Here is a 15705-nt window from a genome sequence, read left to right as displayed (position 1 = left end):
AATGTGATATATTTTGATAATGCCGCAACAACTCCCCTTCTACCTGAAGTCATTGATAAAATGTCTGCAACTATGAAGACTACTTTTGGAAATCCATCGAGCCTTCATGCTCATGGACGGATGGCTAGTAAACTACTCCGAGAATCTCGCGAGCAGATTGCTCAGTCCCTCCACACTCTTCCAAATCGTATTTTCTTCACCTCAGGTGGATCAGAAAGTAATAATACCGTTATAAAAGGCTACTGCTTGAAACACCAAGCGGATGGCAAACACATCATTACGACCGCTTTGGAACACCATGCGGTTCTTGAACCCATCGAATATCTTGTAGAACGTTTCGGATTTGAAGTGACGATCGTCCAACCAAGAGATGGACGCATTCAGGCTAGTGATATCAAGGCGGCTCTTAGACCGGATACCATTCTTGTCTCTACCATGTTTGCCAATAACGAGACAGGCGATCTTCTTCCGATTAAAGAAATCGGAGAACTCTTAAAAGATCATCCAGCTGCCTTTCACGTTGATGCTGTCCAAGCAATCGGAAAGGTCCCTGTCTATCCCGAAGAGTTGGGAATTGATTTTCTCAGTGCTTCTGCCCACAAATTCCACGGACCAAAGGGAGTCGGCTTCCTTTATGCAGCCGTCCCAGATTTTGATAATCTCATCCATGGTGGCGATCAGGAAAATAAGATGAGGGCCAGCACGGAAAATCTCATTTCAATTGTAGGGATGGCGACTGCGCTACAGCAAGCCACACTTCATCAAGAAGAAAATTTCCAGCAAGTTCAAAAACTCGGCCAAGAACTAGTCAATGGTTTAACAGCCTACGACTACTACGTTAATGCGAATGAAGATCATCTTCCATTTGTTTGGAATCTTGGCTTTCCGGGTGTCCAAAATGACGTTTTACTGATGCAACTCGATCTTGCTGGAATTTCTGTCTCTACAGGTTCTGCTTGTACCGCTGGTACAGTTCAACCCAGCCATGTCCTTGAGGCGCTCTATGGAAAAGATAGCTCGCGCCTAAAAGAATCCCTTCGAATTAGTTTTTCAGAACTCAATACCGTAGAGGAGGTTCAAGACTTCCTCTCAAAACTTAAAGAAATTTTATCATAGGAGAACAATATGGCTTTTGAAACAAGTGTTTCATTGAAAGACTGCAAATATACCTATAGTCTACACCCAAATGTTAAAAAATATACCTTACGTGACAATACATTTGCTGTTACAAAAGTTGGAAATTACGAGTTAAATCGTTTGCTCGAAGCTGTTCCAAATAGCGGTGAAGGCTTCTTGCTTAAAATTATCTTCAACAAAGACCTCACAGGTTTTAAAATCAATATTACAGATAAGTCTGGACTTCGTCTGGTGAATATCTTTAAAAATCCAGAAAATGACATTATCCAACAAAAATTTTATTTCCTAATGGATAGTCTTGTCGAAAGAGAAATTTTCAACAAAACAGAGGTCTAATATGGTAACCCTAACTTATATCGACGCTTACCAAGTAGAACGAATGACTACTTATCCCGACCTTGCAGCCTGCATCCTAGCATTTTCAGGCTGTGTAACCCTGCCTGACTCTTACTCAATTGTTTCCATTGAATACAAGGGTGAAAAACTCCCCTATAAGGGGAGAGTCGATGGGCTCTATGCTTTTTTGAAAAAGGTAGAGCAAGCTGAAAACTAAGCTGATGCTGATGGAACTCTCCCATCACCATCAGCTTTTTCTTTAGACAAAAATATTTTTGAAAAACCGTTCAAGATAGTTGATTTTTTCACAATCTTCCTATACAATAAGAGGGAAAGGTTGTGATATTGTGAAACATGATAAAAATACTCCAATTCCACGCGCAACAGCAAAACGCTTATCGCTCTACTACCGCATTTTTAAACGCTTTAACTCTGAAAAAATAGAGCGCGCCAATTCCAAGCAAATTGCGGATGCAATTGGGATTGACTCTGCTACTGTTCGCAGAGATTTTTCTTATTTTGGTGAATTGGGAAGACGTGGATTTGGTTATGATGTAAAAAAACTGATGAACTTCTTTGCAGATCTTTTAAATGACAATGCTATTACTAATGTCGCTATTGTTGGGATCGGAAATATGGGAAGCGCCCTTCTTAATTACCGTTTCCATGAGCGAAATAAAATGAAAATTGTCATGGCTTTTGATGTAGATGATCATGAACTGATTAATACCAAAAGTAAGGATGGGATCCCCATTTATGGGATTTCTACGATCAAAGAGAATCTCAAAAAAGAAGGCATTCAAACAGCCATTCTAACTGTTCCAAGTGTTAAGGCTCAAGAAGTTGCTAGTCTTTTAGTAGATGCTGGTGTCAAAGGAATTCTAAGCTTTTCTCCAGTCCATCTGACAGTTCCTAAAGAGGTTGTTGTCCAATATGTCGATCTTACTAGTGAATTGCAAACACTTCTTTATTTTATGCGTAAAAACGAAGAATAAAGACTTATACTTCAACAACAAAAAGGTTGGAACAAGAAGGTTCCAACCTTTTTTATACCAAATAATCCGTTTCTTCTCGATAACTATAGTAGTTTTCTTCGGATACAATCAAATGATCCAATAGGGTCAACCCCATTACTTCACAGGCCTCTAAGACTCGCTGAGTGACTTCATCATCATTTTTACTGGGGAACACAGCACCAGATGGATGATTGTGAGCCAAGATAATGGAGGTTGCCATGTGTTTTAGGGCATAATGCAGGATTTCACGTGGCTCCGCAATACTTCTATTCACGGTTCCAATAAAAATGGTCTGTTGATGAATAATTTCATTCTGCGTATTTAAATAGAGGGCAACTAGGTGCTCCTGTTTCTTATGGCCGATTTCCTGTTGTATTTTATGGGCCAATTTCTGGCTGCTCATGATCTGTTCAGAACTCATTAATTCATCTTTATGAATCCTTCGTCCAAACTCAATCACAGCCTGAAGTTCGATGGCCTTCACCCGGCCAATGCCAGATATTTCCTGTAGCTCCTCTAGGGTTAATTGACTTAACTCCTTTAAACTATTAACCGAACTCAAGAGACCTTGTGCAATCTCATAAACGCTTTTTTGCTTATTGCCTGTCCGTAAGAGAATGGATAACAATTCTTGATGACTCAGCTTATCTACCCCTTCAGAAACCAAACGTTCTCTAGGAAGCAAAGATGGTTCAATAAATGATATGTCGTACATAATTTCCTCCTCACTTATTAATTCGTAATAAATGAAGAAAACGACAACCTTTCATTATTTACAGGCGATTTCTTGTTTCAAGTCATCTAACACTAAGACTTCATCTTTATTAAAGCGAATCTGATAACCTGTTTGAACTTGTTCAAGCTCCTTTAAAAACTGTTGAATTTCACAGCGAATCAAGTACTCCTGGCTCTGAGGAATGGCCTCTAAAGCTTGGTAGACCTGCTCTACTTCGTAGATTCCTTTCGTAATTAAACCATTTCGTGGAAAATCATTTACTAAGAGATTATAGAAATGATGCAAGAGATGAAAAATTCGCTCTTTTGTCACTATTCTACCTCCTTATCATACTCTTTCTCCTCTATTATATACTGAATTTCCCTCAATATTATGACAAGTTCCTTACATTATATTACCAATCTCTTACAATTTTACAAGAATTTCTCCTAGCTTCCTACATAGAAAAAGCCCAGACATTTCTGTCTCGGGCTTTATTTTTTAAAGTTGCATTTGATTATAAGACTTGCTGAATGAATCCAGGATGTCTTTTGGAGCCTTGTCATAGTCAACAGATGTTTCCAAATTCCCTTTTACAATCGTACGGTAAGTCGCTGCAGCATCCTCACAGGTCACCAAGGTGATCTCATTGACGCCTTCACGATCTTGAATAACATCTACACGGTCTGGAGTCACTGTCTCAACAGACGAGATGACATAAGTATAGATTTTTTCTTTGTCCGTGATGTAGATCTTCATTCCTGCCTTGGCTTTCTCTAACGGTGAGAATAACATGGCATTTGCTCCAGTTAGGCCAAATACATGGTGACTAGCTAGAGAATAATTGCCTTGCCCCATGACTTGGTTTTCCTTCATGGTCCCTGCTCCGTAGTAAAGGGCTACATTTTCAAGTCCCTTAAAGATCGGAAGGTTCATGTTTAATTCAGGAATCGAAATCCCCCCAATTACTGGTAGTTTTTGAGCCTGCCATTGGGCATTGATGACTGCTTCCGTCGAGAGTGACTGGACATGTTTGAAATCAAAGCTCGTCTTCACTTCTTTGTTTTTATCAATAGTCTTTTTATCGACCTTGCTAACCTGGTATTGGTTGGTATGCCAAACCATGATCATATTGCGGATCGGAGCATTGAAAATTAAGAGAAGCGAGAGAATAATCAAAAGTGTTGCAACGATGTTGATAAGAGTATTGCGTAAACTCTTTTTCTTTTTTCTTTTGCGTGACATGCTGTCCCCTTATCTATTCGTTTTCTTCCACTACTTCTTCATCTTTTTCATCAGGTTGTACAGTTGTAAAGGTCACAATTTTCGCATCCTGATCCAGTCTCATGACTTTCACACCCTGAGTCGAACGACCCGTTTGAGAAATGTCAGCCACACCTGTCCGGATCATAACTCCGGTATCGGTAATGATCATCAGATCTTCATCCCCTTTAACGGTTAAAAGACCAGCTAAGGGACCATTTTTCTCTGTAATATTGGCTGTTTTGATTCCTTTACCACCACGGCCCTTGGTTGGGTATTCGCCAGCTATCGTCCGCTTACCATACCCTTTTTCAGTAATGACCAATACTTCGTCCTGGTCGGTAATAACACTTGCCCCAACAACCTTGTCTCCATCACGGAGATTCACACCACGTACACCTGTAGCAGAACGTCCCATATTCCGAACTACTGCCTCATTAAAGCGGACTGAATATCCATATTTGGTACCGATAATGACGTCAGTATTGCCATCTGTAAGGAAGACATTGATCAATTCATCCTCGTCCCGTAGGTTCAGAGCTTTCAGACCGTTCTGACGGATATTTGAAAATTCTGCTACGTTAGTGCGCTTGACTACACCTTGTCGCGTCGTAAAGAAGAGATAAGACTCATCACTGCGATCTTGCTCCACATTGATAATGGTTTGAATCGATTCACCTTCGTCCAATTTTAGGAGGTTGACAATTGGCAATCCCTTAGCTGTCCGTCCATATTCTGGAATCTCATAGCCTTTTAGACGATAGACACGCCCCTTATTGGTAAAGAAGAGCAAATGATCATGGGTGCTCGTAGAAACCAATTCACGAACAAAGTCATCGTCCTTCACACCGGTTCCTTGGACCCCACGTCCACCACGTTTTTGTGCAGTAAATTCAGCTTGGTCCAAACGTTTGATGTATCCTTTATTAGAAAGGGTAATTAAGACATCTGTTTCTTCAATCAAGTCCTCATCTTCAAGAGAAAGAACTTCCCCTACCATCAACTCAGTTCGACGAGCATCGCCAAACTTGCGTTTGACTTCTTCTAATTCTTCCTTGATGATAGTCGCCACACGCTCTGGTTTAGCCAAAATATCAGCCAAATCAGCAATCAGGGCAACCAAGTCGTCATATTCACTCTGGATCTTGTCTCGTTCCAAACCGGTCAAACGACGAAGACGCATGTCCAAAATGGCTTGACTTTGACGTTCAGAGAGCTTGAACTTCGACATCAACTCAGCTTGTGCTTCAGCGTCTGTCTGGCTATTGCGGATGATTCGGATTACTTCATCAATGTGATCCAAAGCAATAAGCAAGCCTTCTAAAATATGGGCACGAGCTTCAGCTTTTTCTTTATCAAAGATGGTCCGGCGAGTCACCACTTCTGTTTGGTGCTCGATATACGCACCTAAAATTTGACGAAGAGAAAGGATCTTTGGAACACCGTTTTGAATCGCCAACATATTGAAGCCAAAGTTGGTTTGCATTTGCGTCATCTTAAATAGGTTGTTCAAAATGACATTAGCCGAAGCATCCCTACGAACCTCGATCACAAATCGAACCCCTTCACGGTTAGACTCATCACGTACAGCTGTAATCCCTTCGATCCGTTTTTCTTGCACCAAGCGAACGATATGTTCGTGAACCTTGGTTTTGTTGACCATATAAGGGAACTCGGTAACGACAATCCGTTCACGACCACTCTTGGTCACTTCAATCTCTGTACGAGAGCGAAGAACAATTGAACCTTTCCCTGTTTCATAGGCCTTATGAATACCTGATTTCCCCATGACCAAGGCTCCGGTTGGAAAATCTGGACCAGGCAGCACTTCCATGAGTTCACGAGTGGTCACTTCAGGATTGTCCATCATCAATTTGACGGCATCTATTGTTTCACCGAGATTATGAGGTGGAATATTGGTAGCCATACCTACAGCAATCCCTGTAGCTCCATTCACAAGAAGGTTAGGGAAGCGTGCTGGTAGCACCATGGGCTCCCGCTCACTGGCATCATAGTTATCTGCAAAATCAACTGTATTCTTATTGATATCCCGCAACATCTCAAGTGCGATCTTGCTCATACGGGCTTCGGTATACCGTTGCGCAGCGGCCCCATCTCCGTCCATAGAACCAAAGTTCCCATGGCCGTCCACTAGCATATAGCGATAGCTCCACCATTGCGCCATCCGAACCATGGCTTCATAAATAGAGGAATCCCCGTGTGGGTGGTATTTACCCATAACATCCCCTGTGATACGGGCTGACTTCTTATGTGGTTTATCTGGCGTAACACCCAATTCATTCATACCATACAAAATACGACGGTGAACGGGTTTTAAACCATCCCGAACATCAGGTAGGGCACGAGCTACGATAACACTCATCGCATAATCGATAAAACTCGTCTTCATTTCTGATGTTAAATTCACATCAATTAGATTATTATCCTGCATTCAAAAAATGCCTCTCTTTACTTAATTCACCATACTATTATAACACATTTTAGCCTATTTTTCTTCTTAGGAACACAAACGTAAAAACGTTTACATCAAGGATTCATACTGTTTCAGATGACAAAGACTTTCAAAAGTGGTAGAATGAAGTCGTATGAGAATCTATCTCAAAAAAAAATGAAGGAGACGTTTAGACTCATGGATTTGACTAAACAACACAAAAAAGTTATCCTTGTCGGTGACGGTGCCGTAGGTTCATCTTATGCATTTGCACTTGTCAACCAAGGAATTGCACAAGAGCTTGGAATTATCGAAATTCCTCAATTGCACGAAAAAGCTGTCGGAGATGCGCTTGACCTTAGCCACGCCCTTGCCTTCACTTCACCTAAGAAGATCTATGCGGCTGAGTACGCTGACTGTGCGGATGCTGACCTTGTTGTAATTACTGCAGGTGCTCCTCAAAAACCAGGTGAAACTCGCCTTGATCTTGTTGGTAAAAACCTTGCCATTAACAAATCAATCGTAACACAAGTTATTGAATCAGGATTTAACGGTATCTTCCTTGTAGCTGCTAACCCAGTTGACGTTTTGACATACTCTACATGGAAATTCTCAGGATTCCCTAAAGAACGCGTTATCGGTTCTGGTACTTCTCTTGACTCAGCTCGTTTCCGTCAAGCACTTGCTGAAAAATTGGACGTTGATGCTCGTTCAGTGCACGCCTACATCATGGGTGAACATGGAGACTCAGAATTCGCTGTATGGTCACACGCTAACATCGCTGGTGTAAACCTTGAAGAATTCCTTAAAGACACTCAAAACGTTCAAGAAACTGAATTGATCGAATTGTTCGAAGGTGTTCGTGATGCTGCTTACACCATCATCAACAAAAAAGGTGCTACATACTACGGTATCGCTGTTGCCCTTGCTCGTATCACTAAAGCAATCCTTGATGATGAAAATGCAGTACTTCCACTTTCTGTATTCCAAGAAGGTCAATATGGTGTTAGCAACGTCTTTATCGGTCAACCTGCCATCGTAGGTGCACACGGTATTGTACGTCCAGTGAACATCCCATTGAACGATGCAGAACAACAAAAAATGAAAGCTTCTGCTGATGAATTGCAAGCAATCATTGATGAAGCATGGAAAAACCCTGAATTCCAAGAAGCTTCTAAAAACTAAGAAAAAAACATCTCCTTATTAAAAGGGGATGTTTTTTAGCTGCTTTATTTGGATTTGTCAGCAAGGATTTCAAGCAAATAAGGCACAACGAGATTGCTCTCTATGTCTTTCAAAGAAGAAATCCATTTAAAGTCTGTATGCTCTTCTGGATCTAATATAAAATCACGCTCTTCCAAAATCTCGCCAGCATAAACTAGGCGTGTAAAGACAGTATCTTTGCTGGCATCAAATTGACTATCTTCGTGGATAATCTTATTAATCCGAAGCTTTTGATTAACCTCCTCCATAGCCTCACGTAGAGCAGCCTCTCTGGGCAATTCATTCTCTTCTACACTTCCACCTGGAATATCCCAATAAGATGGATAGACATTAGGGAGACCTCGCTTTATTTTCGAGCGTTTGATAAGCAGATACTTCCCGTCTTTCTCAATCAAGGTATGGGCGATTAATTTTACTGTCATTGCATGTTCCTCCAAGAAAGAGCAAAAAAGACTCCGAGGAGCCTCGTTATGAATCATCCACCCTGAGGGAATCGAACCCCCATCTCAAGAACCGGAATCTTACGTGATATCCATTACACTAAGGGTGGCAACTGTTATAGTATATCAAATTCTCAAGGATTTTACAAGTAAAAAAGAGAGTGGGACAGAAATCGGTAATTCGTTAGAATTCGATTTCGTCGTCCCACCTCCGCACAGTTGAGTAAGGCTGTAAAAGCTGATGAAATCAGCGTAGTAGAGGCCACTCAACCCCTGCGTCTTGCTCGACAATCTAAAAACAATTGAGAGGCTAGGACTTTTGTCCCAGCCTCTTTTGAATATTACAATTCGATATCGCCAAACAAGTCAGCCATTGAGAATCCAGTTTGAGTTTCTGGAAGATCAAAGTCACGTTTTTCTTGTTTTGGACGACGTGGACGAGATTGACGTTTTTCTTGTTTTTCGCCTTCCTCTTGAGCTGGACGTTCTTCAAGAGCTTTGATAGAAAGTGATACACGTTCATCTGCAGCATTTACTTCAAGAACTTTAACAGTTACTTCTTGTCCAACTTTAAGAACATCTTTTGGATTTTCAACACGTTTGTGTGAAATTTGTGAGATGTGTACAAGTCCGTCGATACCTGGCAATACTTCAACGAATGCACCGAAGTCAGTCAAACGTTTAACAGTTCCTTCGATAACATCACCAGCAGCCAATTTTTGTTCAACGCCATCCCAAGGTCCAGGTGTTGTAGCTTTCAATGAAAGTGATACACGACCTTCTTCTTCGTTCAAGTCAAGAACTTTCACTTGGATTTCTTCACCAACAGTTACAACTGATTTAGGTGATACGTTGCGTTCGTGTGACAATTCTGTCAAGTGAACCAATCCATCAACACCACCAAGGTCGATGAAAGCACCGAAGCTTGTGATACGTGCAACTTTACCAGTTACGACATCACCAACGTTCAATTTACCAAATACTTCTGCTCGTGCTGCAGCTGATTCAGCTTCAACAACTTCACGACGTGAAAGGATAAAGCGGTTTTCTTTTGGATCTACTTCTTTGATTTTAGCATCAAATTCTTGACCTACGAAACGTTCAGTGTTACGTACAAAACGAGTATCAAGCATTGAAGCTGGAATAAATCCACGAAGTCCTTCAAATTCTACTGAAAGTCCGCCCTTAACAGCGCGAGTTCCTTTAACAGTAACAACTTCTTCTTCACGTCCGACCAATTTGTCCCATGCTTTGCGAGCTTCCAAACGTTTTTTAGATACAAGGTAAGTTACTGTATCAGTATCTTTACCAACTACTTGACGAAGAACAAGCAATTCAAGTGTTTCACCTGGTTTTACCAAGTCGTTGATGTCAGCATCACGATCGTTTGTCAATTCGCGAAGAGTCAAGACACCTTCGACACCAGTTCCAGCGATTGCAACGTTAGCTTGGTTCGCGTCAACTGTCAATACTTCAGCAGTAACAACGTCACCTGGTTCAACTTGGCTAACACTGTTTAGCAAATCTTCAAATTCATTCATCTAAAAAATCCTCCAACAATCAAGTTTTCTAAAACTTGACATACTTATAATTATTTTTCCTAAGCAAGCACTCGCAATGAGATCAACTACAATCTTTAACGACTCATCCTATAAAGAAATAAAATACCTGGATAGATATTTTATCACTTATCTGATATTACCTAAGAACTGGGGTAGCTGGATTCGAACCAACGCATGAGGGAGTCAAAGTCCCTTGCCTTACCGCTTGGCTATACCCCAAAAAGAGCGCTGACATCTGTCACTTTATCATCGTCACAATGAACGCTAATGGAGAGAGAGGGATTCGAACCCCCGAACCCGAAGGAGCGGATTTACAGTCCGCCGCGTTTAGCCTCTTCGCTATCTCTCCATATAAATCAACAGGATCTATTATACCATTGATTTATTATGATTGCAAGCCCTTATTTATTCAAATTATAATTTTCTATCAAAATTTCAACGGCTTTTTCAAGTTTTTTGTAAAGAGAATCCACATTTCCATTTTTGATAATGGCAAATTGCCCACCCATGTCTGCAATTTCACCAATCGTTTTCTTTCCAATGGACAAAGTGAAACCATCAAAAGTGTCTTTTCCGACGGTTACTTTACTATCAACGATTTGAATCTCAATTTTCTTATCTTTTTTACTCATTTCAACCCTCTTTTCACTTTTTCTATTTTACAAAAATTCTCTTGATGACGCAAGAGAAAAGGGAGTGGGTCAGAAAGAATTTAGTTAGAAATTCCTTCTTTATCCCACCCCCGCAAGAGTCATTCGGCACTCTTCTATTCCTAAAAGCGAATGAAGTGAAACATTAGCTACTGCGTCTTTTCGTTAAGACTCGTTCTCATTGAAGTCTGGCCACTTTGTTACAGACGCTTTCGGTTTAATCGACTTTGAAAATCCATCCTTCTGGTGCTTCGACATCACCAAATTGGATACCGGTCAACTCGTCATAAAGCTTCCGTGTGACAGGACCTACTTCTGTTTCAGAATAGAAGACATGGAAGTCATCCCCATGTTGAACGCCTCCGATCGGAGAGATGACAGCAGCGGTACCACAAGCTCCTGCTTCTACAAAGCGATCCAAGTCATTGATAAAGACATCCCCTTCAATTGGTGTCATACCAAGACGGTGTTCTGCCAAGTAAAGCAAAGAGTACTTGGTGATAGATGGCAAAATAGACGGACTCAATGGTGTCACAAATTCGTTATTAGCAGTGATACCAAAGAAGTTTGCAGAACCAACTTCTTCAATCTTGGTGTGAGTCGCTGGATCGAGATAAATCACGTCAGAGAAGTTACGATCATGCGCAATCTTACCTGGCAACATACTTGCTGCATAGTTCCCACCAACTTTTGCAGCCCCTGTACCATGTGGTGCAGCACGGTCATACTCATCTTGAATCAAGAAGTTCGTTGGGACCAAACCACCTTTAAAGTAGTTACCGACAGGCATTGCAAAGATGGTAAAGATATACTCATCTGCAGGTTTTACGCCAATAATATCTCCAACACCGATCAAAAGAGGACGAAGGTAAAGGGTAGCTCCTGTACCATACGGTGGTACATACTCTTCATTTGCTTTTACAACTGCCTTACAAGCATCCACAAACATATCCGTTGGAACTTGAGGCATCAGCAACCGATCAGCCGTGCGTTGCAAGCGTTTAGCATTTTCATCTGGACGGAACAATTGGACGCTTCCATCTTTTGTACGGTAGGCTTTCAACCCTTCAAAGGCTTGCTGACCGTAATGCAAACTTGGAGAAGATTCGGACAAATGCAAAGTCGCATCTTCTGTCAATTCCCCTTTTTCCCAAGCTCCATTGCGATAATGTGCCAAATAGCGATAAGGTAATTTCATATATGAAAAGCCAAGGTTTTCCCAATCAAGTGATACTGTCATGATAGTGCTCCTTTTAATTTTTTCTATTCCTTGTCGATCTGATGCAGGTCGATTCAGTTTCTCAATCTATGTACACTATTGTACACCATTTCATGAGAATTTCAAGCGAAATTTTCAATTTTCAGAAAATTTATTTTCAAAGAAAGTCAGTCCTAAAATGGACCGACGCTTTCTTTTATTTGATGGTAGCTGAAAAAACTTCTTGATCCGAAATGGTATCGTTGACAAAGGATCCATTGCTTGTTCTTTCAGAAATGCTTAATTGTGTTAAATCAACTTCTGTTACCTGACCTGTTGTAGAAGTGATCTGAAGAATTTGATCTTGTTCTGCCACTTCTTCTTGGCTCGTAAAGAGATCAAAATCTCCCTGGTCAGTGAAGACTGGACCTGCCTTGAAGACGCGGTGGGGTTTATTTTTCAACTCACGCAAGACCTGTAGGCCACGTTTAGCCCGACTGGTCACAGGAATATCGTCTTGTAACATCCGTTTGAGACTGCCTCGCTGGGTCAGAATGTACATGCTTGGCGTCGTTGACTTAAAGGCGGCAGCGACTTGATCTCCGTCTTTGAGGTTAATCGCTTTGACTCCTGCTGCTTTGGCTCCTACGACAGGGACCTCTTCAATATTGAAGCGCAACCCATAACCATTTTTAGTAATGATCATGATATCTTCAAGGACAACTGGTGAAACTGCTACGATACGGTCGTCTTGATCTTTTAGCTTAGCATACTTAGTCGATTTAGAACGATAAGTCCGCCATGGGCTTAATTCCTTGCGTTCAAAGCGCTTGATTTGTCCTTGTTGAGTTGCTGCAAAATAAGTCACTCCTTCAAACTGATCTACAATCTCCGCAAAGAGAATTTCTTCCTCTTGCTCGAAATTGGTCAAGGTCTGACTGAGGTGCTCTCCGATATCCTTCCACTTGGTATCTGTCAATTCGTGAATTGGTCGATAAATGGCATTCCCCAAGTTGGTAAAGAGTAAGAGGTGCTGAGTGGTCTTAGCAGGCTCTACAAAAATCAACTCATCATCGTCTCGCTTACCGACTTCTTCCAGTGTTGAGGCATTGAAAGAACGAGGCGAGGTTCGTTTGATATATCCAGCACGGGTTACGCTGACGAAGGTTTCCTCTTCAACAATGAGACTGGCTGTATCAATCTCAATCGTTTTAGCAGTGTCTTGCAATTCACTACGACGCGGATTACCAAAGAGCTTCTTGACTTCACGCAATTCCTTCTTCATGAGATTGAACATGGTCCGTTCGTCCCCAATGATGGCTGCCAAGGTCGCGATTTGCTCCTTGAGACTGGCATGCTCTTCTTCCAAGGTCACGATATCGGTATTGGTCAAGCGGTACAATTGCAAGGTAACAATAGCTTCTGCTTGTTCTTCCGTGAAATCGTAGCTGACCTTGAGGTTTTCCTTAGCATCTGCCTTATTATCAGAAGCTCGGATCAAGGCAATGACTTCATCAAGGATAGAAATGACGCGTATCAAGCCCTCTACGATATGGAGGCGTCGTTCTGCCTTTTCCTTATCAAAGCGCGAGCGAGCGACAATGATATCCCGACGGTGTGCAATGTAGCTAGAGAGAATCGGTACAATCCCCACCTGACGTGGTGTGTAGTTGTCAATTGCCACCATATTGAAGTTGTAGTTGACCTGCAAATCCGTATACTTGAACAAGTAGTTCAAGATCAAATCTGCATTGGCATCTTTCTTCAACTCAATCGCAATGCGAAGACCATCTCGGTCAGACTCATCCCGAACTTCTGCGATACCAGCCACCTTGTTGTTAACACGGACATCGTCGATCTTCTTGACCAAAACAGCCTTGTTAATCTCATAAGGGATTTCGGTGACAACGATTTGCTGCTTACCGCCTTTGAGCTGCTCGATCTCTGTTTTAGAGCGGACAACCACCCGGCCCTTACCAGTTTCATAGGCTTTCTTGATCTCATCCCGTCCCTGGATAATGGCACCAGTTGGGAAATCAGGTCCAGGTAAAAACTCCATGAGTTTGTCTACCTTGGCAGATGGATGGTCGATCATGTAGACCACGGCATCAATGACTTCAGCAAGGTTATGTGGTGGAATATCAGTCGCGTAACCAGCCGAAATCCCTGTTGCCCCATTGACCAAGAGATTTGGAAAAGCGGCAGGCAAAACCGTTGGCTCTTTTTCTGTATCGTCAAAGTTCCAGGCAAATGGCACTGTATTCTTTTCGATATCTTGCAAAAGATAACCCGCAATTTCAGACAAGCGCGCCTCGGTATAACGCATAGCCGCTGGTGGATCCCCATCCATGGAACCATTGTTTCCGTGCATTTCAACTAAAATCTCACGGTTCTTCCAGTCCTGAGACATGCGGACCATGGCATCGTAGATGGAACTGTCCCCGTGAGGGTGGAAATTCCCCATGATATTTCCGACAGACTTGGCAGACTTGCGGTAGCCCTTGTCATGGGTATTGCCATCCTTATTCATAGAATAAAGAATCCGCCGTTGAACAGGTTTCAAGCCATCCCGAATATCAGGAAGAGCCCGTTCTTGAATAATGTATTTGGAGTAGCGACCAAAGCGCTCCCCCATGATGTCCTCCAAGGACATATTTTGAATATTAGACATAAGATACAAAGCCCGTAAAATACAAAGTGAAAATAAGAAATTTATCTTTTTTACACAGCACTCAGGGCGTGTTCAACTCCTTTCAAAGAATGTTGAGTAGTCTTTTATATATAGAGGAATTCAGTTACACCAAGTAACCAAAGGATTCTTTTTTTAGTTTAAAATAGATTCATTAATGATTTGAAAGTTTCTCTTTAGCATAAGCTATCATCTTCTCAGCCACTTCCTTATCGTAAGTAAATCCCATCTTTTGGGCCAGAATTTGAGCTTCTCGATCGAATAGCCCCATGGTAGCAAATAAAGACTGAGTGATTTTATCGAAACTGGATAAATCAAGCAAAACTGAGAACTCCTTCTCTTGCTCAGCTGGAAGATACTGGAAGAGGTACTTGTAGTTCTTTCCGATGTCAACTACTCCCCTATCGCTTGTCACCTGCCAAGCTAAGACCTTGAGGAGTTCTTGCTGACAAATGCCATAGAGGTGATCAGTCGCATAGATGAGTTGATTTCTTCGAATGGCCTTGACGACATAAGCCGATACCCACCAAAATTCATTGCAGGAGGCTGCAAATTCCTCTTCAGTAGGCGGAGCGGTCCAATAGCGCTTGGAATTAGGCTGATAGGCTTCAAACAAGCCTTTGTCGTCTTTTATAACTTCAAAATTTGCTTCGCTGTCCACCCACTCTTGGATAGACTCCTTGGGACAGAGGGTCAAATCGATACGGTTGCCGTCTTCAAAGAGCATGAGATACAGACGACGGTGTCCAAGGACATTGTGCTGTTCAATCAGACGCATTCCAAACTGGTCTAGCAAAGATAAATCAGATAACAAGTTGTTCAGATTTTCAACTATATAGACCACATCGTAGTCCTGAAATTCATCTTTTGGTGCCCGAGGATTCGTTCGTGATCCAGATAAAGCAATTGCTTCTACTTCTAGAGTATCAGCTATTTGCAAAATCAGATTCATCATTTCTGTATCATTTCTCATGTCGATTCCTTACCATTTCTACATCCCAGCTTATTTAATTTATAGTAGAA

Annotated in this window: 15 protein-coding genes and 3 tRNA genes; 5 read left to right on the top strand and 13 right to left on the bottom strand. The window is 41.7% G+C overall.

Going from position 1 to position 15705, the window contains the following annotated elements; translation table 11 throughout:
* Window positions 1-3 precede the first annotated feature (3 nt).
* The 4 genes from GMC92_RS02075 (at window position 4) to GMC92_RS02060 (ending at window position 2468) form a co-directional block, all read left to right on the top strand.
* Window positions 4-1116, top strand: coding sequence for a cysteine desulfurase family protein (locus GMC92_RS02075; protein WP_338324023.1), 1113 nt, complete (start codon window positions 4-6; stop codon window positions 1114-1116).
* Between the two features lie 9 nt (window positions 1117-1125).
* Window positions 1126-1473 (top strand): DUF1831 domain-containing protein, encoded by a 348-nt coding sequence (locus GMC92_RS02070; RefSeq protein ID WP_003015156.1) that lies wholly within the window; start codon window positions 1126-1128, stop codon window positions 1471-1473.
* 1 nt (window position 1474) lies between these two features.
* Window positions 1475-1690 carry a DUF4649 family protein gene (locus GMC92_RS02065; protein ID WP_003015144.1) on the top strand — a complete coding sequence of 72 codons (216 nt, stop codon included), beginning with the start codon at window positions 1475-1477 and terminating at the stop codon, window positions 1688-1690.
* A gap of 130 nt (window positions 1691-1820) precedes the next feature.
* The gene (locus GMC92_RS02060) at window positions 1821-2468 is read left to right on the top strand and encodes a redox-sensing transcriptional repressor Rex (RefSeq protein ID WP_049506210.1); all 648 of its coding nucleotides are present in this window, start codon (window positions 1821-1823) and stop codon (window positions 2466-2468) included.
* Window positions 2469-2520: 52 nt separating this feature from the next.
* Here GMC92_RS02060 and radC read toward each other — a convergent pair whose 3' ends face one another.
* The 4 genes from radC to gyrA all read right to left on the bottom strand — a co-directional run bounded on the left by radC (window position 2521) and on the right by gyrA (window position 6919).
* Window positions 2521-3204, bottom strand: coding sequence for a RadC family protein (gene radC, locus GMC92_RS02055; protein ID WP_070846282.1), 684 nt, complete (start codon window positions 3202-3204; stop codon window positions 2521-2523).
* A 54-nt stretch (window positions 3205-3258) separates the two neighbouring features.
* Window positions 3259-3537, bottom strand: a complete 279-nt coding sequence (locus GMC92_RS02050; protein WP_270298342.1) for a porphobilinogen deaminase — start codon at window positions 3535-3537, stop codon at window positions 3259-3261.
* 168 nt (window positions 3538-3705) lie between these two features.
* Window positions 3706-4449: a class A sortase gene (locus GMC92_RS02045; RefSeq protein ID WP_049474900.1), complete on the bottom strand. Its 744-nt coding sequence runs from the start codon at window positions 4447-4449 to the stop codon at window positions 3706-3708.
* Between the two features lie 13 nt (window positions 4450-4462).
* On the bottom strand, window positions 4463-6919 hold the full coding sequence (gene gyrA, locus GMC92_RS02040) for a DNA gyrase subunit A (RefSeq protein WP_021153138.1): 2457 nt from the start codon (window positions 6917-6919) through the stop codon (window positions 4463-4465).
* 198 nt (window positions 6920-7117) lie between these two features.
* Here gyrA and GMC92_RS02035 point away from each other — a divergent pair, with 198 nt between their 5' ends.
* Window positions 7118-8104: an L-lactate dehydrogenase gene (locus GMC92_RS02035; RefSeq protein WP_021153137.1), complete on the top strand. Its 987-nt coding sequence runs from the start codon at window positions 7118-7120 to the stop codon at window positions 8102-8104.
* A 44-nt stretch (window positions 8105-8148) separates the two neighbouring features.
* Here GMC92_RS02035 and GMC92_RS02030 read toward each other — a convergent pair whose 3' ends face one another.
* The 9 genes from GMC92_RS02030 to GMC92_RS01985 all read right to left on the bottom strand — a co-directional run bounded on the left by GMC92_RS02030 (window position 8149) and on the right by GMC92_RS01985 (window position 15655).
* Entirely contained in the window at window positions 8149-8565 is a 417-nt protein-coding gene (locus GMC92_RS02030) for an NUDIX hydrolase (protein WP_021153136.1), read from the bottom strand.
* 56 nt (window positions 8566-8621) lie between these two features.
* A tRNA-Arg gene (locus GMC92_RS02025) sits at window positions 8622-8693 on the bottom strand.
* A 231-nt stretch (window positions 8694-8924) separates the two neighbouring features.
* Window positions 8925-10124, bottom strand: coding sequence for a 30S ribosomal protein S1 (gene rpsA, locus GMC92_RS02015; RefSeq protein ID WP_151191164.1), 1200 nt, complete (start codon window positions 10122-10124; stop codon window positions 8925-8927).
* A gap of 168 nt (window positions 10125-10292) precedes the next feature.
* Window positions 10293-10364, bottom strand: a tRNA-Gln gene (locus GMC92_RS02010).
* 49 nt (window positions 10365-10413) lie between these two features.
* Window positions 10414-10494 (bottom strand) — tRNA-Tyr (locus GMC92_RS02005).
* A gap of 52 nt (window positions 10495-10546) precedes the next feature.
* Window positions 10547-10777, bottom strand: a complete 231-nt coding sequence (locus GMC92_RS02000; protein ID WP_021153135.1) for a DUF2969 domain-containing protein — start codon at window positions 10775-10777, stop codon at window positions 10547-10549.
* 235 nt (window positions 10778-11012) lie between these two features.
* Window positions 11013-12035 carry a branched-chain amino acid aminotransferase gene (locus GMC92_RS01995; protein WP_155199562.1) on the bottom strand — a complete coding sequence of 341 codons (1023 nt, stop codon included), beginning with the start codon at window positions 12033-12035 and terminating at the stop codon, window positions 11013-11015.
* 175 nt (window positions 12036-12210) lie between these two features.
* A complete protein-coding gene (gene parC / locus GMC92_RS01990) occupies window positions 12211-14664 on the bottom strand; it encodes a DNA topoisomerase IV subunit A (RefSeq protein ID WP_155199561.1) in 2454 nt (817 codons plus the stop codon).
* 172 nt (window positions 14665-14836) lie between these two features.
* Window positions 14837-15655, bottom strand: a complete 819-nt coding sequence (locus tag GMC92_RS01985) for an aminoglycoside 6-adenylyltransferase (protein WP_049486221.1) — start codon at window positions 15653-15655, stop codon at window positions 14837-14839.
* Between the last annotated feature and the right edge of the window lie 50 nt (window positions 15656-15705).

Source organism: Streptococcus parasanguinis (assembly GCF_009717775.1).
GTDB lineage: Bacteria > Bacillota > Bacilli > Lactobacillales > Streptococcaceae > Streptococcus > Streptococcus parasanguinis_AG.
This window is presented reverse-complemented; position numbering and strand designations above follow the sequence as displayed.